This is a genomic window from Pseudomonas fluorescens, assembly GCF_040448305.1.
GTDB classification, from domain to species: Bacteria; Pseudomonadota; Gammaproteobacteria; order Pseudomonadales; family Pseudomonadaceae; genus Aquipseudomonas; species Aquipseudomonas fluorescens_BH.
Map to the genome: position 1 here is coordinate 4,638,439 of NZ_CP148752.1, position 22,848 is coordinate 4,661,286.

Here is a 22,848-nt window from a genome sequence, read left to right on the forward strand (position 1 = left end):
CAGGCGACGAGGGACAGGATTCAGGTACGCAGGGGTTTGATGGTCATCGCTTTATTGGGTACGTAGGCGAAGTGAGTACCCAGGCCACCGGGGCGGCTGTTCCAGTGCGGGATCAACACCAGCGCCGAGAACATGGCGCAGCCGGCGAAGACGATGAACACGGTAACGGTGTCGAAGTAGCCCGGCAGCAGCCCGCCGAGGATCGCCCCGACCGAGCCGCAGCCATTGACGAAACCGGCTGCCGTGGCGCCGGCCTTGGCGGTGCCGAAGTCGATGGCGGCCGCGCCGCTGATCATCGAGTCCGGCCCGTAGAGGGTCAGGCCCATGACGAACAGCAGTGCCACCACCAGCAGCACGCTGCCGGTATGCAGGGCGCCCATGAAAAACGCCAGGGACACCGTCAGCGCCAACAGGCTGATCACGCAGGCCGGCATGCGCCGGGCGCCGAACAATTTGTCCGAGGCCAGGCCAATCAGGATCGGCCCGAGCAACCCGGCCAGTTCAAACGCGGTCGGAATGATCGCCGCGCCGACCTTGCCCACCGAGGGCATCTGCTCGAAGACGATCACCGGCCCCCACAGCAGAATCGCGTAACGCGCCGGCTTGAGCATGAAGTACGCCAACCCCAGCACCAGCACGGTGCGGTTGCGCAGGATTTCCTTCAACGGCTCCCACATGCTGATTTTGCTTTGCGCGTCGGCCTGTTCGGCGGTCAGCTCAGGCTCCGGCTCCACCGCCGGCAAGCCGACGTCTTCCGGTTTGTTGCGTTGAAAAATAAAAAACAGCACGGCGACCAGCCCAACCACCGCCGCACTGGAAATGAACGCCGCATGCCAGCTGCCAATGAGCGTGTACGCCCACCAACCGGCAAACGGCGAGGCCACCAGACCGCCAAAGGCGTAGCAGGAACTCCACAGGCCCAATACCCGTCCGCGTTGTTCGGAGGGAAAGAAGCTGCCGAGGTTCTTGCACAGCCCCGACCAACCGGTGGACTGCGCCAGGCCTTGTATCAGCATGCAGGTAGCGAAAATCGGTATCGTTGCAAAGTTGCCCATCACCAGCGCCGCGGCGGCGGAAATCACCAACCCGCCGAGCACCACCACCCGCGGCCCGAAGCGGTCGGCCAGGATGCCCCAGGTGAACTGACCGACGGCGTAAGCCGTCAGGTAGATGGCGTCGAGGTTGGCCATGGTCATTTTGTCGAGCATGAAGGTCGGGTCTTCGCCAATACCGAGCTTGGCGACCGAGAAGGCTTTGCGGGTGAAGTAGAACGCGGCGTAGGCGAGCCAGGTGATCGCGAAGATCTGCACGCGCCAACGCTTGATGGTGCCGATGTGCTTGTTCATTGTGGTTCTGACCTCAGGGTGTGAGTGTGCCGGCAGAATTGGAAGAAAACGCCTGTGTTTTTATTGTTGAGCACTGCGATATCGCCCTGTCCCTACGGCGAATACCGGTCAGATGAGTCCTGTAGTTGCACGCACAGGCTCATGGCACCCGCTGCTGTTCGACTGACCAGTCAGCGGGGCTGAGGTGGATAAAAACAATTACTGATTAATAAGTGAAATCGATTTATCGTATTTCAAATATAAGCTCAGCTTGTTACTGGAGATTCCCATGTCGGTGTCCCACGCCCAGCTCAAAGCTTTCCATGCCGTGGCGGTGCATGGAAGCTTTACCAAGGCCGCCGAGCGCCTGTTTCTGACGCAACCGGCGATTTCCGACCAGGTGCGCAAACTCGAAGAGCGCTACGGGGTTTTGCTGTTTCACCGCAACAAGCGTTCCGTGCGCCTGACTGATCTGGGCGAGCGCCTGCTCGGCGTGACGCAGAAATTGTTTGTCATCGAAGCCGAGGCCCAGGAACTGCTTCAGGACTCCCAGGCCCTGCAGACCGGTAGCCTGATTCTGGCGGTGGATGCACCGATCCACGTGCTGCCGCAGATCGCCCGATTCTGCGAACGCTACCCTGGGATCAGCGTGAAGATCGAAACCGGCAACACCGATGAATCGCTGTTTCGACTGTTCAACTATCAGGCCGACCTGGCGTTGCTGGGCCGTGACGTCAGCGATGAACGCCTGATTTCCCTGCCCCTGCGTAACGACCCGATGGTGGCGTTCGTGTCGCGTAATCATCCGTGGGCTGAGCGCGAATCCATCACCCTCGCGGACCTCGATGACACGCCACTGGTGTTGCGGGAAATCGGTTCGGTGACCCGGCAGACGCTGGAGGAGGAAATGGCCGGTGCCGGGTTCCGCATTCGCCCGGCAATTCAGGTTGAAGGTCGGGAGGCGGCGCGAGAGGCGGTGGTGGTCGGGATTGGGGTGGGCGTTGTGTCGGCTGCCGAGTTTGGTGCGGATTCGCGGGTGTGTGCGTTGCCGATTACTGATTGCAAACGCAGGCTGACCGAGACATTGGTGTGCTTGCGCGAGCAGAGTTCGCGGCGGGTGGTGGCGACTTTTCTGGAGATGGTGCGCGAGAGTCTTGTATAAGCAGGCCCGGCCCCATCGCTAGCAGGCTAGCTCCCACAGGAGATTTGCGTTGACCACAGATTATGCAGGCAACACAGGACCACTGTGGGAGCTAGCCTGCTAGCGATGCAGGCGACTCGATCTACCTGGCAGGCGCCAACCCGAAAAACGCCTGTATCAACCGCAAATCCCGTCGCCGCTCCATGCACCCGATCATGTGCCGATTCACCAACCCCTCGCCAATGATCGGCACCGCCGCCACCCGCGGGTCGTGGCTGACCTCCACCGACGACACCACCCCCACCCCCAGTTCGGCGGCCACCGCCTCGGTCACCGCTTCGCGGCTGTCCAGTTCCAGCAACACCCGTGGATTGACCTTGGCCTGGGCGCACGCCTCATCGAAGGTGCGCCGGGTAATCGAACTCGGTTCGCGCAGCACCATGATCACCTGATCCAGCTCCTTGAGCTGCACGCCTTTGGTTTTCTGCGCCCAAGGATGCCCATCGGGCACCAGCGCGCAAATCCGTGATTCGTTCAGCGCCTGCAGATGCAAGCCCTTGCGCGGCTCGACTTCGGTCAGCACCGCCACGTCGGCATGTTCGGACAACAACGCCGCCAGGGTTTCCTGGGCGTTGCCCAGGCGCAGGTTCACCGTGATCCCTGGATAACGCGCCCGCAGGCTGGCGAGCATCGGCATGACCATGTGCGGACCATCCGCCGCCACCTCCAGGCGCCCGGTCAGCAATTGCCGGTTGGCTTCGAGCATCACCTGCGCCTCTTCGGCCAGGCCGAACATCGCCCGGGTGATTGCCGCCAGTTTGGTGCCCTCCTCTGTCAGTTCCACGCGTCGGGCGGTGCGGCGCAGCAGGGTGATCTGGTAGTGCTCCTCAAGGGCCTTGATGTGCCCGGTAACCGCCGGCTGGCTGATGAACAGCCGCGCCGCCGCCCGGGTAAAGCTGCCTTCCCGGGCCACGGCATCGAAGGCGCGCAGCTGAAACAGGTTCATTAATAACCCTCACTGATGACTGGCATAACAACAAACAATTTGATTGATAACACGGCAAATTGCAATTTAGGCACCAACGCTTCATCCCATCGATTGCGAGGACACGAGAATGAGTACTGCCGAACCCATCCTGCTCACCCCCGGCCCGTTGACCACGTCGGCCCGCACCCGTCAGGCAATGATGGTTGACTGGGGTTCATGGGATGACCGTTTCAATCAACTGACCGCCAGCCTCTGCGAGCAACTGCTGGCGATCATCAACGGCGCCGCCACCCACCACTGTGTGCCTTTGCAAGGCAGCGGCACCTTCGCGGTCGAGGCAGCGATCGGCACGCTGGTGCCTCGGGACGGCAAGATTCTGGTACTGATCAACGGCGCCTATGGCAAACGCCTGGCGAAAATCTGTGAAGTGCTCGGCCGCTCCTACAGCACTTTCGAAACCGCCGAAGACGAACCGACCACCGCCGCCGACGTCGACCGCCTGCTGCGTGCCGATCAAGACATCACCCACGTTGCCCTGATTCACTGCGAAACCAGCACCGGCATCCTCAATCCGCTGCCAGAGATCGCCCAGGTCATTGCGCAACACGGTAAGCGCCTGATCATCGACGCCATGAGCTCCTTCGGCGCCCTGCCAGTGGATGCGCAACAAGTGCCGTTCGACGCACTGATCGCCGCCTCGGGCAAATGCCTGGAAGGCGTGCCGGGCATGGGTTTTGTCTTCGCTCGCAAAGAGTCCCTGGCCAACGCCGTCGGTAACTCGCATTCGCTGGCGATGGACCTGCAGGACCAGCACGCCTACATGGCCAAGACCGGCCAGTGGCGCTTTACCCCGCCGACCCATGTGGTCGCGGCGCTGCACGAAGCCCTGCTGCAATACAACGAAGAAGGCGGCTTGCCGGCGCGGCACGAACGCTACGCCGCCAACTGCCAGGCATTGATGGAAGAGATGGGCAGACTGGGGCTGCGCAGCTTCCTGCCGGCGGCTATCCAGGCGCCGATCATCGCCACCTTCCACGCCCCGAAAGATCCGCGCTACGCGTTCAAGGAATTCTACGAACGGGTCAAGGCCAAGGGTTACATCCTCTACCCCGGCAAACTGACCCAGGTCGAAACCTTCCGCGTCGGCTGCATCGGCCATGTCCAACCCGCCGAAATGCGCGAAGCGGTGGCGGCGATTGCTGAAGTGTTGCGTGAGATGGAAGTGCTGGAAATCTGATCCACACCGCAATCCCCCTGTAGGAGCGAGCCTGCTCGCGATAAGGCCAGGTCAGTCGACACACATGCTGGATGAAAGACCGCCATCGCGAGCAAGCTCGCTCCCACAGTAAAAGCTGCTCTCCAATAGTCAGTTTCTACAGGAATTTAATTGCCATGAACTACTCCAACCCAACCAAACTGCAAGCCGCCATCCTCGACTGGGCCGGCACCGTGGTCGACTTCGGCTCCTTCGCTCCGACGCAGATTTTCGTCGAGGCCTTCGCCGAGTTCGACGTCCAGGTGTCCATCGAAGAGGCCCGTGGCCCGATGGGCATGGGCAAGTGGGACCACATCCGCACCCTGTGCGATCAGCCGCAAGTTGCCGAACGCTATCGCGCAGTGTTCGGCCGCACGCCGACCGACGATGACGTCACGGCGATTTACCAACGCTTCATGCCGCTGCAGATCGAAAAAATCGCCGAACACTCGGCGCTGATTCCGGGGGCGCTGGAGACCATCGCCAACCTGCGCCAGCAAGGGATCAGGATCGGTTCCTGCTCCGGTTACCCGAAGCAGGTCATGGACAAAGTGGTCGAACTGGCCGCCACCAACGGCTACGTCGCCGATCACGTGGTCGCCACCGACGAAGTCCCGAATGGCCGCCCATGGCCCGCCCAGGCGCTGGCCAACGTCATCGCCCTGGGCATTGACGATGTCGCCGCATGCGTGAAGATCGATGACACCGTGCCGGGCATTCTCGAGGGTCGCCGCGCCGGCATGTGGACCGTCGCGCTGATCTGCTCCGGTAACGCCCTGGGCCTGGACTACGAAGGTTATCGCGCCCTGGGCAGCGACCAACTGGACAGCGAGCGCAAGCGCATCCACGCAATGTTCGAAGGTTCGCGCCCGCACTACATGATCGACACCATCACTGATCTGCCGGAAGTGATCGCCGACATCAACAGGCGCCTGGCCAACGGTGAAATGCCGCAGTCGAGCTAAAAAACGCAACTCCCTGTAGGAGCGAGCTTGCTCGCGATGAACGCCAGGACACCGCTGGGTGTCAGGCTGCCAGCGTCATCGTTGACGACCATCGCGAGCAGGCTCGCTCCTACAGGTTTTTTTCCGTGTATTCGAGCATCCAGCGACCAATCGCCTCAGGCAAACCCGGTGAAACAGGATTACAGTTAGAGCACACCGTCGGACAAGAACGGTGGCTTTAAACCGGACCTCTGAGGAACACCGTATGCCGTGGAAAAACTCCGAGTCGCGCTACAGCACCGTATCGATCGCGCTGCATTGGTTGATGCTGGTCCTGCTGGTGCTGGTTTACGCCTGTATCGAGTTTCGCGGGTTCTTTCCCAAGGGCAGTGGCGGGCGCACGCTGATCGTCGAATCACACTTCATGCTCGGCCTGACCGTATTCGTTCTGGTCTGGCTGCGATTGTTCGCCCGCAGCCTCGGCCCGGCGCCGCAGATCTTCCCGGCCTCACCGCACTGGCAAACGACGCTGGCCAGGCTGATGCACTGGGCGCTGTACATTTTCATGATCGTCACGCCGATTCTCGGGTGGCTGGTCACCAGCGCCAAAGGCAATCAGGTGATGTTCTACGGTGTCGACCTGCCGATGCTGATCGCGGAAAACAAGGACCTGGCCAAACAACTCCAGGGCTGGCACGAACTCGGCGGCACTATCGGCTATTGGCTGATCGGCCTGCATGCCGTGGCTGGGCTGTATCACCATTATGTGGTGGGCGATAACACCTTGCTGCGGATGATGCCCAAGCGGGTGAACCGCGATACCTGAGACCAATGAATTCCAATGTGGGAGCGAGCCTGCTCGCGATGAGGGTGTTGCATTCGGCGCATTTGTCGACTGATATACCGCCATCGTCGGAACGCCGCCCGGAGCAGGCTCGCTCCCACATTGGTTTTCGGTGACTTTCAGACTTGTGAGTTGAACCCCCGCCGCCCTTGCAAGCCGCCCGTGTGGACGAATATCAGCCGAGTGCCCCGGGCGAACTTCCCCGCCTCGACTTGTTGCTTGAGGGCCATGAGTGCCTTGCCGGTATACAGCGGCTCCAGTGGAATATTTCCCGCCTGCTCTGTCTGTTCGATAAAGTCGAGCAGCAGCGGATCAACCTTGGCAAACCCGCCGCGACTGGCCTCGAACAGCTCATACGCCGCATCGACCACACCCGCTTCCTGCACGATTCTCTCGACCTGCTGCGCTACCCCGTGGTCATCAGGCACTGCCAGGGCGCCGTACACCGGATGATCCCCCGCTTCACCCAGCACCAGGCCGGCCAGCGTCGTGCCGGTTCCACAGGCCAGCCACCAGCCGTCATAGTCGCTCCAGCCCAAGCCCTCCAATTGCGCGCAAACGCTGGCCCGCAATTGCATGCAACCCAGGGCGCCAGGCAAACCACCGCCCCCTTCAGGCACCGGATGCAACGTCGGATAGCGGGTTTGCCAGGGTTGCCAGAAGCCCGCTTCATGCCTCGCTCGATAGCCTGCGTAGCCCAGCCAGTGCAACTGCATGCCGAACGCCTGCAAGTCCTTGACCGTCGGGGTTTGCTGAGGATGCCCGCGCAACAGGCCGACGGTGGAAAAGCCGAAACGCTTGCCCGCTGCCGCCAACGCGTGGAGATGATTGGAGTGCGCGCCACCGAGACTGATGATGCCTTCGGCCCCCAGGCGGTCGGCGGTTTTCAGGTGTTCGATGAGCTTGAACCATTTGTTGCCGCTGATCAGCGGGTCGATCTGGTCCAGGCGCAGGATCGCCACTTCGATGCCGGCTTGAGTCAGCCAGTCGAGGTAAAGGGGGTCGAGGGGGGCTTGAAGAAGCCAATTGTCTGGAGGAGAAAGCATGATGCCGGATCTATGGAAAGATCCGGCATCTTAACAGCCGACTTGTGGTGTGAACCCAAACGATGTGGATTACAACTGCGCCGCCAACCGCGAACCCTGATTGATCGCCCGCTTGGCATCCAGTTCTGCCGCGACATCCGCACCGCCGATCAGGTGCACGCTCTGCCCCGCCGCCACCAGACCGTCATGCAACTCGCGCAGCGGATCCTGCCCGGCGCAAATCACGATGTTGTCCACTGGCAGCACCTGAGCTTCGCCGGTTTCGCCGATGCGGATGTGCAGGCCTTCGTCGTCGATCTTCAGGTATTCGACGCTGTTGAGCATCTGCACCTGTTTGTTCTTCAGGCCGGTGCGATGAATCCAGCCGGTGGTCTTGCCCAGGCCATCACCGACCTTGGATTTCTTGCGTTGCAGCAGGAACACCTCGCGGGCCGGGGCATGGGGCGCAGCCTTGACACCGGCAACACCGCCGCGCGCTTCAAGGTGTGTATCGATGCCCCACTCCTTCCAGAACGCGGCGCGATCCTGACTGGTAGCGACGCCTTCATGCACAAGGAACTCGGAGACGTCGAAACCGATACCACCGGCACCAATCACCGCGACGCGCTTGCCGACCGGTTTGCGCTCCAGGATCACGTCCAGATAGCTCAGCACCTTGGCGTTTTCCACCCCCGCAATGGCCGGCAGGCGCGGCGCAATGCCGGTGGCCAGAATGATCTCGTCGTAGCCGCCCTCGACCAGCCCGGCTACGTCGACGCGGGTGTTCAGGCACACCTCGACGTTGGTGGTCTGCAACTTGCGGTTGAAGTAGCGAATGGTCTCAAAGAACTCTTCCTTGCCCGGAACGCGCTTGGCGATGTTGAACTGACCGCCGATTTCGCTGGCCGAATCGAACAGCGTCACCTGATGGCCACGCTCGGCGGCCACGGTCGCGGCGGATAAACCGGCCGGGCCGGCACCGACCACAGCGATTTTCTTCAGTTGCTGCACGGGCAGGTAGTTGAGTTCGGTTTCGTGGCAGGCACGCGGGTTGACCAGGCAACTGGTCAACTTGCCGCCGAAGGTGTGGTCGAGGCAGGCCTGGTTGCAACCGATGCAGGTGTTGATTTCATCGGCGCGGCCTTCAGCGGCCTTGTTGACGAAATCCGGGTCGGCGAGGAACGGCCGCGCCATGGACACCATGTCGGCATCGCCCTCGGCCAGGATCTGCTCGGCCACTTCCGGGGTGTTGATGCGGTTGGTGGTGATCAGCGGAATATTGACCGAACCACGCAGCTTGGCCGTTACCTTGCTGAAGGCCGCGCGCGGCACTTTGGTGGCAATGGTCGGAATCCGCGCTTCGTGCCAGCCGATACCGGTGTTGATGATCGTCGCGCCGGCCTGCTCGATGGCCTTGGCCAGTTGCACGATCTCTTCCCAGGTGCTGCCGCCTTCGACCAGGTCGAGCATCGACAGGCGGAAAATGATGATGAAGTTCGGGCCGACCGCTTCACGCACGCGACGAACGATTTCCACCGGCAGGCGCATACGGTTTTCGTAGCTGCCGCCCCAGCGGTCGGTACGGTGGTTGGTGTGGGCCGCGAGGAACTGGTTGATGAAGTAGCCTTCCGAACCCATGATTTCCACGCCGTCGTACTCGGCGGTTTGTGCCAGTACCGAGCAGGTGACGAAATCGCTGATCTGCTTCTCGATGCCTTCCTCGTCCAGCTCCTTGGGCTTGAACGGGTTGATCGGCGCCTGGATCGCGCTTGGCGCAACCTGTTTCGGGCTGTAGGCATAACGACCGGCGTGGAGGATCTGCATGCAGATCTTGCCGCCTGCGTCGTGCACGGCACGGGTCACGATGCGGTGTTTCAGCGCTTCTTCTTCGGTCGTCAGCTTGGCCGCGCCGGAATACACGCCGCCTTCATCGTTCGGGCCGATACCGCCGGTGACCATCAGGCCGACACCGCCACGGGCACGCTCGGCAAAGTACGCCGCCATGCGCTCGAAGCCGCCCGGTTTCTCTTCAAGGCCAGTGTGCATCGACCCCATCAGGGTGCGATTGCGCAGCGTGGTGAAACCCAGGTCCAGCGGAGCCAACAGGTGCGGGTATTGAGCGGCGGTCATCGGTAACTCCACATCGAGCGATCACGGAAAGTGCGGAAGCTCTACGGCCCCCATCAGTCATGTTCGACAGACTAAGAGTCACGACGCTGTCGCTCAATGACCATAACTGACAACTTAATGATCGAAGTGAGCAGCTACAACTCAAAACTAAAACGACCTTCCGGTGCAGGTCCGGGTTGAAACCTGCTCCAGGAAGGTCGCTACCTTTCGGACTCTGGACAAGCCCGCAAGGTTTACACGCAGAACCGGCTTAACATGCGCTTGCTACGGTCCGCGCAGGCGCAACGTAGTCGTCCTGATGTTTCGCTCGCTGGGTCAACACCAGCATCGTCAGGAACCCCAGCGCAATCAGTACCGGATAAGCCATCAACAGTTCGGAAAGGGAATACTTCCAGGCCAAAGGACGTCCGACACCCAGCATGGCGGCATACATCCAGGACACTGCCGATAACGAGCCGCAGGCCAACGCCAGCATTCGTGCACTGAACCCGAGATTGAGCAAGGAGCCTACCTTTTGCAGTGCTGGCAGTACCATGCGATGCAACAGGACGCCGTTGTAACTCAGCAACGCGACAATAATGACTTTGGCTTGAAGCTTTGGATTCATAAAGTACTCGACACCTTTTTCCAGGTAATCGATACCGACGACAGCGATGCCAGTTATCCACAGCGCTATTAGTGAAACGATGACAGATCTTTGAAGACTTTCCATGTGAGCATTATCATGCTCAACGAATACTTTTCGCCTTAACAGGTTTCTAACCATAGCGACATCACTGGTCAACACCAAACCGATGGCCACACAACACGCCACCAAATGAACGTAAATAACGCCCAGACGCAAAAACTCCAGGAATTCTTTATTTTCCAGCAGACTCATAATGGTATTTATCGCCACGGTATTTTCTCCACCTTATTCGAGAGTACGGATCGACCACTTGACAGAATCTTTAATTATTAAAAATTCTGTACGACCTTACTTCTAAAAGATAAGCCAAATCATGGACTCGGCACTGTTAACCTCATTGACTCGCCTGGCAAATCAATGACTGGCTGGTTTATCACCTCCATGAGTTTCAGATACCCCCCATGTGCATTCACTGCACTTGAGATTCAACTTCCACTTCTTTTTTTCGACTGCAGGGGCAGGTCATGACTGACGTGCTTAGGAATCAGAGGCCACAGACGCTCCAATGTTCATTTCTTGAGCAAACCACCGACAAACGGTGCGTAGCGCAAGTGCGCCTGAAGCGACAGTAATGAGCCAACTTTCACTCTATGCCCCACCACAACTGGCCTGCTTGACTACATGCACTTTTACAACTGCATATTGGATCCGCTAGTTATTATACATCCCATAACATGCACAATAGCGAGCGACTCTCATCCAGAGCCAGCTCCAACTGCGTATTCCGCGGTAATCCGGCCACCACGTCAAGCAGGCCGCAACGCAGTATCAATTGAATCAATCAGGGCGTGAATCAAGTTACTTAATCGTCATCTGTGGTCATGCCCAAAATCCAAAGTAAGCAAACGCCATAGTTGCAACTACACCCCACGCGGCCAATGCCATAACCGTTGAATTGTGCGGTAACCGGGATTCACTCAACCGCTGCCAGCCGGACTTCGAAAACCTGGTGTGGTCATAACGGCAATACAGGATTGCCCGGTAAGTGTGTCGGATGCCTAGCACCAGAAACAGGGTGATCAGGCCAAGGACAAGTCCACGCGTAATAGTCGGATTAACCAATAGCTCAAGGTGATCCTCCTCGCAGGCAGCGCTATCGATTTCTTCAACGGTAATTCGCTGATCATCCGCCGAAGAGCGCTTTTGACCAATCTGGATCGCCGCCTGTTGCTCTAGATCCAACGCCTGATACTTCCAGAGTGTTGACGATCCGTCTCGGCAGAAGGTAAACGCAGCAGGACTTGAGACGGCGATAATACAAGCGTCGTTGATGTCCAGTTTTTTCAGTGTTTCCGTGGCTGATCTGGTGAAATCCAGGTCGAAGAGCGGAGTAACCCCACTAGCAAAAGCCGCAACCGAAACCAATAGACTGCTCAAGACGCAGATGGCTGAAATGTTCAAGGCCGGGTTTCCTTTTTCCATTGTTTCTTTGATTTCGCAGTTCGGTTCCAACCTGCTTTGATGAGTTCCAGTACGCTGCTGGCACCCCGATAGCCAATGGGCAATTGAATGGAAGGAGAAAGGGAGGGCATCCATTGCCCTCCCCTCCGCTGTCCACGCTCCTTGCGACAGTACTGACCAGGACCTCAAGTGGCCAGAATGAAGTCCGTCTGATCAACGGCCGCGCTGTTGATGCCGACAAGGTGAATCGTGTCCGCCCCGATCCCTACCACCGTGTCCGCCCCGTTAGCCGTTATGGTCACGTTGGCAGCGAACGTCGCGCTGTTGATCCCCAGCGCCGTGATATTGAGCAAGTCCTGCCCGGCCGGATTGGCTCCGAAGTTCAGGATCGTATCGTTGCCGAAACCCGCGGCAGCAAACACGAACGTATCGTTGCCGACTTCGCCACTCATCACGTCGTTACCGCCACCGCCGGTGAGAACGTCGTTACCCGCCCCTCCCACGATTATGTTGTCGAGCCCGTTGCCGGTGCCCGCGAAGTTGCCGCTGCCGCCGAAAAACAGATTTTCGACGTCGGCACCCAGGGTGTAGCTCGCGAGCGAGGTCCAGACCGTGTCGCTGCCGCCACCGGCGAGTTCGGTCACCACGTCCCCGAGGTCGTCGACTTCATAGGTATCGTTGTCGACGCCACCGACCATCGTGTCGGCACCTGCGCGCCCGATGATGGTGTCGTTACCTGCGCCACCGATGAGGACATCAATACCCGCACCGCCCACGATTATGTTGTCGAGTGCGTTGCCTGTGCCCGCAAAGTTGCCGCTACCGCCGAAAAACAGATTCTCGACGTTGGCACCCAGCGTGTAGCTCGCAAACGAGGTCCATACCGTGTCGATGCCTGCACCGGCGAGCTCGGTCACCACGTCCCCGAGGTCGGCGACTTCATAGGTATCGTTGCCGACGCCACCGACCATCGTGTCGGCACCTGCGCGACCGATGATGGTGTCGTTACCTGCGTCACCGATGAGGACGTCGTTACCCGCCCCCCCCACGATTATGTTGTCGAGCGCGTTGCCTGTGCCCGCAAAGTTGCCGCTGCCGCCGAAAAACAGATTCTCGACGTTGGCACCCAGCGTGTAGCTCGCAAGTGAGGTCCAGACCGTGTCGGTGCCGGCACCGGCGAGCTCTATCACCACGTCCCCAAGGTCGGTGACTTCGTAGACATCGTTGCCGCCACTGCCGGCCATCGTGTCGGCACCTGCGGCACCGATGAGGACATCAATACCCGCACCGCCCACGAGCGTGTTGTCGAGCGCATTGCCGGTGCCCGCGAAGTTGCCGCTGCCGCCGAAAAACAGATTTTCGACGTTGGCACTCAGGGTGTAGCTCGCGAGCGAGGTCCAGACCGTGTCGTTGCCGGCACCGACGAGTTCGGTCACCACGTCCCCAAGGTCGGTGACTTCAAAGATATCGTCGCCGAGACCTCCAGACATGGTATCGGCACCCGCACCCCCGATGAGAATGTCATTGCCCGCGTCACCATTGAGGATGTCGTTGCCGCCCAGCCCGTTCAGGATGTCGTTGCCATCACCTCCGCTGGCCACGTCGTCGCCTGGCGTGCCGATAAAAATGTCGACACCGGGGGTACCGACAAACACTACACCGACGGCCACCGGGGCCGTGGCGTCGGACGCAATGCTTTCGGCCACTCCGAAGTCATCCACGTAGCTGACCACCACGCGCACTTGATCACCGACCTGATCCTGGCCAAGCGTGAGCGTGCTGCCGGTGGCTCCGGCGATGTCGACGAAGGTGACCCCATTGGTCTCCTGCCACTGGAAGGTGAACTGCGGATTGCTGAGGCCATCGACGTCGACGATGGTCGACAGGTCCGCGGTCAACACCTGGTTCAGAAACGCAAACCCGAGGATGCCCGGCCCAGCGGTCGGTGCGTTGTTCCCCGACGAGTCGACGATCTCCAGCGTACTGCTGCCATCCTGATACACCGCCCGAACGCGGATGTTCAGGCCGGCGACATCGTCCGCCACCTGGTAGGTGGCACCCGTCACCCGCGATGCCTCGCCGGCGGCGAGAATGGTGATGTCATCATAGATGCCCGAACCGGCAATGGTTTCGACCTGCCAGTAGTAAGACACCGGACCGAAAATCGCGCCGGTCGGATTGGCCGCACTCGCGCTGTTGGCGTCGCGTATCGACTGAGAGCTGACGCGCAACAGTTGGCCGGCGACAGGTGCATCGCTACGCGCACCGGTGGCAGCATCGAGGATTGCCAGACGTCCCACGGGACCGCTGTTCAAGACGGTGCCAACACCGGACGACTGCGCCAGGTCAGCGAACTGCAGGCGCTCGATGCCCGTCAGGCGATCGACGCCATCACGGCCCGCCACCAGGTCGGTCACAACGACAGCGTTGCCATCGACAGCGACTGTGTACTCCGACGCATTACCGGAGTACACCGCGGTGTCGAAGCTGTCAGTGCCGGTCAGAATCTCCCGCACGATGACCAGCTGGCCCGGGTTGTAGGTACCGTTCAGCATGAACGGCACCAACGGCTCCATGCTGTCGAACGTGGCGATTTCCGCGCCGGTGCCATCAGCGTTTGCCCGTACGCTGATGCGTACGTTCAACCACTTGTCACCGTCGATGATGTCGTCACCGCCGCGACCTTCGATGAGGTCGCTGCCGCTGCCACCGAGGATGATGTTGCCGCCGTCGAAGAACGTAGCTCCGGCTGCCAGCAAATCAGACAGACCGTTGATCAGGCTGATGTTGGTCAGCACACTGCCGGTTGCACCCGCGGTGGGCAGCGATGTCGCATCTGTGCTGTCACCGCGCAGGAAGTCACCGTGGGATGAACCCGACAGGCCTTCCATGATGTCGAAGCGTACCAGCGCCGAGGCACCTGAACCCGGCATCGGTGGTACATCGAAGAAGCGGTCGCTGAAATCGATGCTCACGCCTTGGGCCAGCCCCTTGAAGGTCGCCCAGTCATAGCCGGAGCCGCCGATATAGCGATCACCGAAGCCGAGACTGCCGACCATGATGTCGTCGCCGCCTTCGCCGTTGAACTTATCGTTCTCGCTGGCGCCGATGTAGACATCGTGGCCGATCACAGTGTCGTTGCCGAGCGGGTCGAAGTTGTCGCCAGGTGCACCGTCCGAGGTGCCCTTCTCGATCCAGTCGTTGCCTTCGTTACCCATGTCCTGTTCGTTGGCCTTGCTGCCCAGGATGAAGTCATTGCCCTGGCCACCAATGGCCTCAGAGGCGTCCTCACCGGTAATGATGAAGTCGTTGCCGAACCCGCCAATGAGCAGGTTGACGCCGTTGCCTCCGTGCAGCACATCGTTGCCGTCGCCACCCTGGAGGTTATCGTCGCCGCCGGTGTCGGTGATGATGTCGTCGCCGGCACCACCGCGCAACTGGTCGTTGCCGTCACCGCCTTCGATGCGATCGTTGCCGCCATCACCCCAGACCGTGTCATCGCCTTCACTGGCAATGAGGATGTCTGCGTTGTCGGTACCGCCCAGCACGATATGCTGGTCACCTGTGTACTTGATGTAGTTGGTGTCCGCCCCCACGGTCAGCGGGTTGTCGCGGAACACCACCTGCTCGCCGTTCGGGCCGAGCGGATCGGCCGCGAGCAGGCCTTCGTTGAATTGCCTGCCTGGGTCCACTTCCAGGTAGAAGCCCGGGTCCGAGAACACCAGGCCCGGCAAGTGAGTGGCCGAGGTGTTGGCCATGATCAGCTTGGCGAACGAGTTGCTTTCAAGCTCGGCATTCATCGTCAGGCCAGCGGTACGTTCCAGGTAGTAGAAGCGATCGCCGTCCTGCAGTTTTTCCAGCTGGTTCTCGAACACGAAGTTGAAGGTCGAGCCGAGCATGCCGCCGAACGGGGTTTTCTGTTCGGCCAGGCCGCCGATCCAGAGATCGATGGCATCGACGCCAGTGACCGTCACACCCCTCAGGTCGTCGGCAGTGCCCAGCACGCCATCCGTACCGGCCAGCGTTACGTTGGCAAAAGCACCAGTGCTGTTGAGGAAGTCCAGACGGTCAGCCGGTGCACCCACACCACCGAAGACCAGCGCCAGAGCTGCCGCGCGCTTGCCTTCAAGTGTGGTCGCCGCCGTGATCGTGTCATGCGTGCCATAGGCCGCGATGAAGTTGATCAACGACTCCGGATGTTTGAGGTACTGCACCAGATCGACCCAGCTGGTGTACGGCTTGAGTTGGGTATCACCGGTCTGGCTGTAGATGTCGCGGCGGATCGCATTGAGTGAGGGAATCCCCACGTCGCGGCCACGGGCGATGTTGATCGCCGGCAGGTCGAGCGGCAGGCCGAGCAGGTTGTTGCGCAGCGCCTCGGTGACGAACTCGTCGATTTCGTTACCGGCTTGCCGGGTCACCCCTCGTATGATTGCACTGGTCGCATCCTCTGCCGACACGCCACTGGCGGCGAACGCCAACGGGTTGAGGAACGCCGCGATCAGGCCGAGCTGCTGAGTGGGATCAGCGCTGTTGGGATCGCTCACCACGTTGAAGTCGATATCGTAGCGATCGACGGTCTCGGTCAACATCGAGTGGCCAAACCGGTACACGGTATGGGCGAACTCGGCGACGATCGAGGCATCGAGGTCGACGTCATAGACCTGGGTCGGTGCGAAGAACAGGTCGATGTTGGGCTGGATGGTCCGCGCAAACTCCTCGAACACCAGGTGCTGGTACTGCATCTCGGTACCGAACTTGGCCGCCTGGAACAGGCGCTCGCCATTCCACACCAGCGCATCGAACTCAGCCTGGTTGGTTGGCAACGCGCTCACCGGAGTCAGCAGCCACTCGTTGAGGAAGGCCACGTCACCCGAATCGAGCACGGTGTCCTTGGTCTGCGCAACCAGCCGGTTGTGCTCGGAGTGGAAGATCGCATGCACCGCGGTCAGGCCGATGTTCTCGTTGACCCGGCCGTCGCCAGCCATGTAGTGAGCGTCGAGCAGTTCGTTGTCATAGGTCAGGTTGTTGCCGCCTGGGCCAACGGGCTGCGCATTGCCGACAGCGGTGTCGGCATCCGCCTGCAGAACCCCACCAACGACTACCGGCACGGCATTGTGGGCGATGTCGACGAGGAACTGGTGACCGGTGCGCACAGCATTGGTCAGGTCAAGGGGAGCAAGCGGATTGCCTTCGACAAGGACGTCATCAGGCGTGCCACCAATACCGTCATCCCCTGTCATCACCACCATCGGGAAGCCGTTCGGCCCCTTGATGAAGTTGCCATAGGCGTCAGTCGCCAACAGCGGGGCGTTGTCGACATCGGCATCGGTAAGGTTGATACCCAGGATGTCGCGGGCTTGCGCCTTGACCACCTTCCAGGTCGCCATGCCACCAAGTTCGATGTCGTCCGCGGTACCAAACGTGCCATCCACACCCAGGTCACGGTTGGTGATCAGCCTGCCGGTCGCTATGGGGCCGTTGTCGGTCATTTGATAAGCGCGCAGGAACACCTGGTGCGACGGGTGCGAGCTATAGGTCTGGTTCTGGTCCACGAACGGCGAGGTGGTGTTGGTGTGCTCATGGATGTCGTCGGCCGTGCCAAGAACGCCATCCGCCCCTGGCTGGTTGGTCGCGCGGGTCAGGACCATGAAGTTCGTCGGGCTACCTGGAACAAACAGCGGATCATCCGGTTGCAGCGGGATGAACACGGTGCCCGAACCGCCTTTGGTCACCAGGTCCAGGCCATGATCGAAGAACTGCCCGAAGAAGGTCATCCAGGCGTTGAACGGCGCGGACAATCCCGCGTCCGAAGTGGTGTTCTCGAACAGGTACACATCGTGGTCGTCGGCAGTACCGAACTGTCCATCCAGCCCGGGGCTGGCAACAATCTGTACGCCTTCCTTGAGCACGTCGTCGTTGCCTACTGCGCCGAAGTTGAGCACACCGTCCAGGCCCGGGTCGAAAGCCGTGGCATAGGCCGCCGGGTTGTTCGCCGTCTGATCGACGATCAGGTTACTGATGGTGCGTGGCTGCGAGTCAATCACAATGCCGTTGTTCTGCGCATACGACGTTCCCCCTTCCGCCGGATTGAAGACCGGATCGGTCACCCGCGGAAAGAGGTTATCGGCGGCGCCAAACTCGGTGTTGTTGGTGCCGTTGAGGTTCAACAGGTTGTTGTTCGACCCATCGACCGTACGCAGGCCCAACGGTGCGCGGATGTTCGGGATCAGCGAGAGGATGTCCTGACCGGCTGCATCCGCCTCGGCAATCTTGATCTGGTCAAGGATGAAGTTGAGGTCGGAGCGGACCATGTGCAGTCCCGCGCCACCCGCGGTGGCATCGACTACAGGTACCTGCGCCGTTGGCGTAACCGGTGCACCGGCAACGATGGCAGCCGTCGGCGTGGAGAACAGGATCTCCGTGGTGCCGTGACCGTCCTGATAGATCGCCTTGACCCGCAACGACAACCCGGCAAGATCAGGAGAGACCTTGAACGCGGTACCATCGGCGCTTTGGAACGCCAGGTCGCCAGCCGGCAACAGAATGATGTCCTCGAATATGCCAGTGCCTGGATCGGCCTCGAACTGCCAGATGTAGGACACCGAGGAGTTGGTGATCAACCCCTGCGGATTACCCGCCACGACGTTGTCGTCATCGGTCACGCCGGCCACGCTGACAGTCAGTATATCGCCCACGGTGATCGCGCCGCCGTTGCCATCCGCGACAGTCGGACTGCCATCCGGTTGAGCATTGAGCCCCGCCACCAGCACTTGCTGGTTATCGGAAAACTGCAGGCGTTCGATATTCAGCAAGGTATCGATGCCGTCGCGACCCACTACGCTATCGGCCACCGTCCAGACATCGTCCGTCACATCGTCCGTGCCACGGTCGTCGACAGTAACCGCATACTCGGCCTCAAGCCCGGAGAAAATGGCAGTGTCGAAGGCGGCCCCGCCAGTCGAGGTGCCGGGCATGATTTCCCGCACAGCCTGGAGCTGACCAGGGTTGATGGTGCGGTCCAGAATGAACGGGATCATATCGACCATGCTGTCGAAAGTGGCGATCTCGGGGCCGACATGGTTGACGTCAGCCGGGTCATAAACGGCAATTCTGACATTGATCCATTTGTCGCCATCGATCAGGTCATCGCCACCGCGACCCTCGATCAGGTCGCTGCCATCACCGCCGAGGATGATGTTGCCAGTGGCAAAGCCGGTGACCGGTAGACCGGCATCGGCGAGGAACTGGTCCAGTCCGCGGATCAATGCCACATTGGTCAGCGCACTGCCCGTGGTACCGCCGTGGTTGATGATGGTGTCCGCATTGACATTATCGCCTTTGAGCACATCGCTGAAACTCGAACCGGACAAGCCTTCGACCTCGGCAAAACGGTCGAGAATCGAGGCTGGCGAGGCACCGACCGGATTGAATATGCCGGCATTCTGGCTTGGTGTATTGCCGTGGGGCTGTGCCAGCGCGGCCATGGTCAGGTCGGCGGTCACGCCGGCCCTGTCATTTTTGTAGGTCACCCAGTCGAAACCGGACATGCCTTCCATCTTGTCCTGGGCATCGCTGCCGACAAAGATGTCATCGCCGCCCTCGCCGATCATTTCGTCGAAACCGCCACCACCAGTAAAGATGTCGTTGCCGATCACATCGTCATTGAGCAACGGCGAGGCGTTATCGCCAGGTGCACCGTCCTGGGTGCCCTTCTCGATCCAGTCATCACCTTCGCCACCGGTAGCCGGCAGGTTGGTCTTGGCACCCAGGATGAAGTCGTCACCCTGGCCGCCGAAGGTAAGGGAGATGTCTTCAGTGGTGATGATGAAGTCCTGGCCGTCGCCACCCAGGATCAGGTTGCCACCAACCAGCATGCTGCCAGCCACGATCACATCGTTGCCGTCATTGCCCTCCAGGCGGTTGTCACCGAACGAGTCGCTGATGATGTCATCGCCCGCGCCGCCCAGTACCGCATCGTTACCGGCACCGCCTTCGAGGAGGTCGTTGCCGCCGTCGCCGTAAAGGGTGTCATCGCCTTCACCGGAAATGATGATGTCATTGCCGGCGGTGCCGCCCATGACGATATGGTCTTCACCGGTGTACTTCAGATAATTGGTGTCCGGCCCCACGGTGTCGGGGTTGTCGCGAATCACCAGCGACACGACTTCGACGCCGTTGATCATGATGCCGCCCGTCGGATCGGCGCGGCCGTCCACGCCAAGACCGGTGAACTGCGCTGTCTGATCCACCTCGAGGGTGAACGTCGGCGTCAGGAACACAGTGTTCGACAGGTGGGTAACATCGGTGTTGAGCATGATCAGCTTGGCAAAGGAGTTGTTTTCCAACTCGGTGCCGAAGTCCAGGCCCGCGGTACGCGCCAGGTAGTAGAAGCGGTCGCCGTTCTGCAACGCCTCCATCTGGGTTTCAAACACGAAGTTGAAGGTCGAGCCGAGCATGCCGCCGAACGGCATCTTCTGTTCGGCGAGGCCACCAACCCAGAAGTCGATGTCGTCGACGCCCGTGACCGTCACACCGGTCAGGTCATCTGCAGTACCCAGTACCCCATCCGCGCCGGCCAGCGTTACGTTGGCATAGGCACCGGTACTGTTGAGGAAGTCCAGGCGGTCAGCCGGCGAACCCACGCCACCCAATACCAGCGCCAGGGCTGCAGCGCGTTTGTCTGCCAGCGTGAGCGCCGCCGTGATCGTGCTATGCGTGCCATAGGCCGCGATGAAGTTGACCAGCGACTCGGGATGCTTGAGGCTGTCTGCCAGGTCAGCCCAGCTGATGTACGGCTTGAGTTGGCTGTCGCCGGTGGATGCGTAGAACTCGCGACGCGCTTCATTCAAGGTGGGGATGCCCGTGTCGCGACCACGTGCCAGGTTCAGGGTCGGCAAATCGAGCGGCAGACCGAGCAGGTTGTTGCGCAACGCTTCGGTGACGAACTCATCGAGTTCGTTGCCGACCTGCCGGGTCAAACCGCGAATGATCGCCCCTGCCGCCTGGTCCGCAGTCAACCCGCTGCTGGCGAACGCCAGAGGGTTGAGGAAGGCCGCGATCAGACCCAGTTGCGAGTCCGGGTTGGTCGGGTCAGTGAGCAGCGGATTGAACGCGGGATCGAAGCGGTCGACAGTTTCGGTCAACATCGAGTGACCGAAGCGGTACACCACGTGGGCGAACTCGGCGAGAATTGCCGGATTGATTGAAGTGTCATACCCGCTGGGTGCAAGGAATTCGTCGATCTGCGGCTGAATGGTCCGCCCGAACTCTTCGAACACCAGGTGTTGGTATTGCATTTCGGTGCCGAACTTGGCGGCCTGGAACAGGCGTTCGCCGTCCCACACCAACGCCGCAATCTCGGCGGGTGTAGTCGGTATCGCGGCCACGTCGTCCACCAGCCACTCATTGAGGAAGGCCAGGTCGCCAGCGGCAATGAGGGTGTCCTTGGTTTGCTGGACCAGGCGGTTGTGCTCGGAGTGGAACACATGGTGCACGGTGGTCAGGCCAATGTTCTCGTTCGCCCGGCCATCGCCGGCAATGTAGTGGGCGTCGAGCAGTTCGTTGTCATAGGTCAGGTTGTTGCCGACCCCGTCAGTTATCTGCGCATTGCCGACAGCGATGTCGGCATCCGCCTGCAGAACCCCGCCGACGACTACCGGCGCGGCATTGTGGGCGATGTCGTCGAGGAAACCATGCCCGGTACTCACGGCACTGGCCAGACTGATGGGAGCTGCCCGGTTGCCTTCGACCAGTTGCGTGACGTCATCAGCCGTCCCGGCGATGCCGTCAGCACCGTTACTGATGCGAATCACCACCTGCGGCATGCCGTTCGGCCCGCGGATGAAGTTGCCGTACGCATCGGTTGCCAGCAATGGCACATTGTGTACATCGGCGTCAGTCAGGTTGATGCCGAGAATGTCGCGGGCCTGGGCCTTGACCACTGCCCAGGTCGCCATGCCGCCATTTTCGCCGTTGCCATCATCGGCAGTGCCGAACAGGCCGTCGGCACCGAGGTCGCGGTTGGTAATCAAGCGCCCCGTTGCAACAGGATCGCCTGCCGCGTTGAGCACGTACTCGCGCAGGAACACCTGATGCGACGGGTGCGAGCTGTAGGTCTGGCTCTGGTCGACGAACGGCGAGGTGGTATTGGTCTGGCCATCATCGGCCGTGCCGAATACTCCGTCCGCGCCGACGGTATGCACTGCACGTGACAGCACCATGAAGTTGGTCGGGCTGCCCGGGACGAACAACGGATCGTCCGCCTGCAGCGGAATGAACACGACGTCGGTAGTGCTCTTGGTGACCAGGTCGAGACCGTGGTCGAAGAACTGGCCGAAGAAAGTCATCCACGAGTTGAAGCTGGCGGTCAGGCCGACATCCGGCGACTCGTTGGGAAAGAAGAACACATCCTTGTCATCGGCCGTGCCGAACACGCCATCCAGCCCGGGGCTGGCGACTATCTGTACGCCATCCTTGAGTACGTCGTCATTACCCACCACGCCGAAGTTGAGCACTCCGTCCAGGCCCGGGTCGAACGCTGAGGCATAGGCCGCCGGATTGCTGGCGGTCTGGTCGACGACCAGGTTACTGATAATCCGTGGTTGCGGGTCGATCACCGTACCTGTTCCGGCGTATTCCGCCGATAGAAAGGAAGGGTCAAGCAGGCGCGGAAAGTCAGTGTCTGCCGCGCCAAAATCAGTCTGGCCGGTGACCAGGTTGTTGAAGCTGCCATCGACGGTACGCAGGCCGAACGGCACCTGAGTGTTGGGAAGCAAATCAATGAGGCTGGTACCGTCGGCATTCGCTTCAGCGATGAAGATTTGCTTGAGGATGAACTCCAGGTCCGACTTGGTGAAATTGGCCATTTTGGATTGCCCTCGATCTGTCTGGGTAAAGGCGCGGGACGAGAGAATCCTCCCGCGCCAATTCAAGTGCTGGCTTGCGCAGTTTGTTGGTTATGTTTTTTTGCGAGAGCTGGCGTTACCCGGGACCCGGGATACGCGCCTGGAATTCGCGAAATGAATTGCTCGCCGGGCGATCAGGCAGAGCGGATTCGGGCCTTGGGCGGGCCATGGAATCTGGAAGTGAAGGCGAACGTCCTGGA

The 22,848-nt window shown here is 60.5% G+C and carries 11 protein-coding genes; 4 read left to right on the top strand and 7 right to left on the bottom strand.

Annotation, left to right across the window (positions count from 1 at the left end):
* Positions 1-20: 20 nt before the first annotated feature.
* Positions 21-1,346 carry an MFS transporter gene (locus WHX55_RS21065; RefSeq protein WP_150758953.1) on the bottom strand — a complete coding sequence of 442 codons (1,326 nt, stop codon included), beginning with the start codon at positions 1,344-1,346 and terminating at the stop codon, positions 21-23.
* 268 nt (positions 1,347-1,614) lie between these two features.
* Between WHX55_RS21065 and WHX55_RS21070 the strand changes: the two genes are divergently transcribed.
* Positions 1,615-2,487, top strand: coding sequence for a LysR family transcriptional regulator (locus WHX55_RS21070; protein ID WP_150758954.1), 873 nt, complete (start codon positions 1,615-1,617; stop codon positions 2,485-2,487).
* A gap of 121 nt (positions 2,488-2,608) precedes the next feature.
* Here WHX55_RS21070 and WHX55_RS21075 read toward each other — a convergent pair whose 3' ends face one another.
* The gene (locus WHX55_RS21075) at positions 2,609-3,472 is read right to left on the bottom strand and encodes a LysR substrate-binding domain-containing protein (RefSeq protein WP_150753023.1); all 864 of its coding nucleotides are present in this window, start codon (positions 3,470-3,472) and stop codon (positions 2,609-2,611) included.
* A gap of 109 nt (positions 3,473-3,581) precedes the next feature.
* Between WHX55_RS21075 and WHX55_RS21080 the strand changes: the two genes are divergently transcribed.
* The 3 genes from WHX55_RS21080 to WHX55_RS21090 all read left to right on the top strand — a co-directional run bounded on the left by WHX55_RS21080 (position 3,582) and on the right by WHX55_RS21090 (position 6,479).
* The gene (locus tag WHX55_RS21080; protein ID WP_353741227.1) at positions 3,582-4,691 is read left to right on the top strand and encodes a 2-aminoethylphosphonate--pyruvate transaminase; all 1,110 of its coding nucleotides are present in this window, start codon (positions 3,582-3,584) and stop codon (positions 4,689-4,691) included.
* A gap of 155 nt (positions 4,692-4,846) precedes the next feature.
* Entirely contained in the window at positions 4,847-5,674 is an 828-nt protein-coding gene (gene phnX, locus WHX55_RS21085) for a phosphonoacetaldehyde hydrolase (RefSeq protein WP_353741228.1), read from the top strand.
* 244 nt (positions 5,675-5,918) lie between these two features.
* On the top strand, positions 5,919-6,479 hold the full coding sequence (locus WHX55_RS21090) for a cytochrome b (RefSeq protein ID WP_353741229.1): 561 nt from the start codon (positions 5,919-5,921) through the stop codon (positions 6,477-6,479).
* A gap of 137 nt (positions 6,480-6,616) precedes the next feature.
* Here the strand turns inward: WHX55_RS21090 and WHX55_RS21095 are convergent, their stop codons facing one another.
* The 5 genes from WHX55_RS21095 to WHX55_RS21115 form a co-directional block, all read right to left on the bottom strand.
* On the bottom strand, positions 6,617-7,543 hold the full coding sequence (locus WHX55_RS21095; RefSeq protein ID WP_353741230.1) for a pyridoxal-phosphate dependent enzyme: 927 nt from the start codon (positions 7,541-7,543) through the stop codon (positions 6,617-6,619).
* 69 nt (positions 7,544-7,612) lie between these two features.
* On the bottom strand, positions 7,613-9,652 hold the full coding sequence (locus WHX55_RS21100; protein ID WP_353741231.1) for an NADPH-dependent 2,4-dienoyl-CoA reductase: 2,040 nt from the start codon (positions 9,650-9,652) through the stop codon (positions 7,613-7,615).
* Positions 9,653-9,902: 250 nt separating this feature from the next.
* Positions 9,903-10,550, bottom strand: a complete 648-nt coding sequence (locus WHX55_RS21105; protein WP_150758959.1) for a hypothetical protein — start codon at positions 10,548-10,550, stop codon at positions 9,903-9,905.
* Between the two features lie 609 nt (positions 10,551-11,159).
* Entirely contained in the window at positions 11,160-11,876 is a 717-nt protein-coding gene (locus WHX55_RS21110; protein ID WP_353741232.1) for a hypothetical protein, read from the bottom strand.
* Positions 11,877-11,926: 50 nt separating this feature from the next.
* The gene (locus WHX55_RS21115) at positions 11,927-22,609 is read right to left on the bottom strand and encodes a peroxidase family protein (protein ID WP_353741233.1); all 10,683 of its coding nucleotides are present in this window, start codon (positions 22,607-22,609) and stop codon (positions 11,927-11,929) included.
* Positions 22,610-22,848: the final 239 nt, after the last annotated feature.

Coding starts and splice junctions, on each gene's coding strand:
- WHX55_RS21065 (WP_150758953.1), bottom strand. CDS start 1,346: ATGAACAAGCACATCGGCACCATCAAGCGTTGGCGCGTGCAGATCTTC.
- WHX55_RS21070 (WP_150758954.1), top strand. CDS start 1,615: ATGTCGGTGTCCCACGCCCAGCTCAAAGCTTTCCATGCCGTGGCGGTG.
- WHX55_RS21075 (WP_150753023.1), bottom strand. CDS start 3,472: ATGAACCTGTTTCAGCTGCGCGCCTTCGATGCCGTGGCCCGGGAAGGC.
- WHX55_RS21080 (WP_353741227.1), top strand. CDS start 3,582: ATGAGTACTGCCGAACCCATCCTGCTCACCCCCGGCCCGTTGACCACG.
- phnX (WP_353741228.1), top strand. CDS start 4,847: ATGAACTACTCCAACCCAACCAAACTGCAAGCCGCCATCCTCGACTGG.
- WHX55_RS21090 (WP_353741229.1), top strand. CDS start 5,919: ATGCCGTGGAAAAACTCCGAGTCGCGCTACAGCACCGTATCGATCGCG.
- WHX55_RS21095 (WP_353741230.1), bottom strand. CDS start 7,543: ATGCTTTCTCCTCCAGACAATTGGCTTCTTCAAGCCCCCCTCGACCCC.
- WHX55_RS21100 (WP_353741231.1), bottom strand. CDS start 9,652: ATGACCGCCGCTCAATACCCGCACCTGTTGGCTCCGCTGGACCTGGGT.
- WHX55_RS21110 (WP_353741232.1), bottom strand. CDS start 11,876: ATGGATGCCCTCCCTTTCTCCTTCCATTCAATTGCCCATTGGCTATCG.
- WHX55_RS21115 (WP_353741233.1), bottom strand. CDS start 22,609: ATGGCCAATTTCACCAAGTCGGACCTGGAGTTCATCCTCAAGCAAATC.